Raw genomic sequence first — 1,017 nt, 5'->3', positions numbered from 1 at the left:
CCCCCGTGTATCTCCCATTTGATTGTCCTTCAAGCGCTTGTCCTGATAGAGAGTCCTTTGGTTCCACTGGCCAGAAATGTTATCAGATTTCATGAAAGACTATTTACAGTTTTTCATAAATATGCTAGTATATCTTTACCTATATAACTTTATGTGAGGAAGAGTAGATGAAAAGACTAGCTCTTCTGGCTCTTCTAATAGTAATACTTCTCTTAATACTTCTCACCTGCCCGCCTCTGGTGGCTCTGGCCTCCAGCCCGGATAGACCTTTCATATCCCCAGTCAAGGGAGACATACTGGTTGACTATCTGGAACCCTACCGGCACAAATCAACGGGAGAGCGTTATCTTCACCGGGGCATCGACATCGGAGCCAGAAAAGGCCAGGTCGTGGTAGCCTCGGCTGATGGCACGGTTTCCTTTGTGGGGCGCACGCCTGCTGGAGGCGGAGCGACCATCTCCATAGTTCATGCCCCGGGAGTCAAAACCACTTACTTGAATCTGGAACAAGTAAAAGTAGTCCAGGGACAGAAAGTCAGCCAGGGGCAGGAGATCGGACGAATCGGGGAAAATAAAGACGCTTCCTCAGATCAAATCCATCTCCATTTTGGCATAATCATCAATGGCCGCTATGTGGATCCCAAGCTCTTTCTGAACCTGGATCTTACTGATATCTCCAAGTATATCTCTCTGACTGATGTGGACTCCAAGAGTGCTGGCTCTTTCCCAAGCTGGAGCAAAGCAGCCAGAGGAGAAATTGCTACCCGATCTGGACATGAGGAAGGGAGTAAGTCGGGAGGGCCAAATGAGACCTCTGGCGGAGGTTTTTGGCACAAGGTATACAGAGGGCTATCTTACCTAAAATGACCATTAGCGCTGTTTACGTATTGGTGCCTAATTCGGCGAAGGGGGGAGAGTGAGACGCTACATATTTACAGCTCATGCAGAGGAAAGGTTAATAGATGAGGATATAACTGAGCAGGAAGCAATAGCAGCGATAGAAAGACCAAGGAATCGC

The 1,017-nt window shown here is 48.1% G+C and carries 1 protein-coding gene; it reads left to right on the top strand.

What is annotated here, in order from left to right:
- Positions 1-167 precede the first annotated feature (167 nt).
- A complete protein-coding gene (locus HW443_RS11795) occupies positions 168-866 on the top strand; it encodes a M23 family metallopeptidase (protein WP_176231473.1) in 699 nt (232 codons plus the stop codon).
- Positions 867-1,017 lie beyond the last annotated feature (151 nt).

Origin of the sequence: Candidatus Hakubella thermalkaliphila (genome assembly GCF_013281975.1) — a bacterium.
GTDB classification, from domain to species: Bacteria; Actinomycetota; Humimicrobiia; order Hakubellales; family Hakubellaceae; genus Hakubella; species Hakubella thermalkaliphila.
The sequence above is the reverse complement of the archived record's forward strand: the minus strand, read 5'-3'. Positions and strand labels throughout refer to the sequence as shown.

What these genes read in the sequence shown, in the direction of transcription:
- HW443_RS11795 (WP_176231473.1), top strand. Translation starts at nt 168, where the DNA reads ATGAAAAGACTAGCTCTTCTGGCTCTTCTAATAGTAATACTTCTCTTA.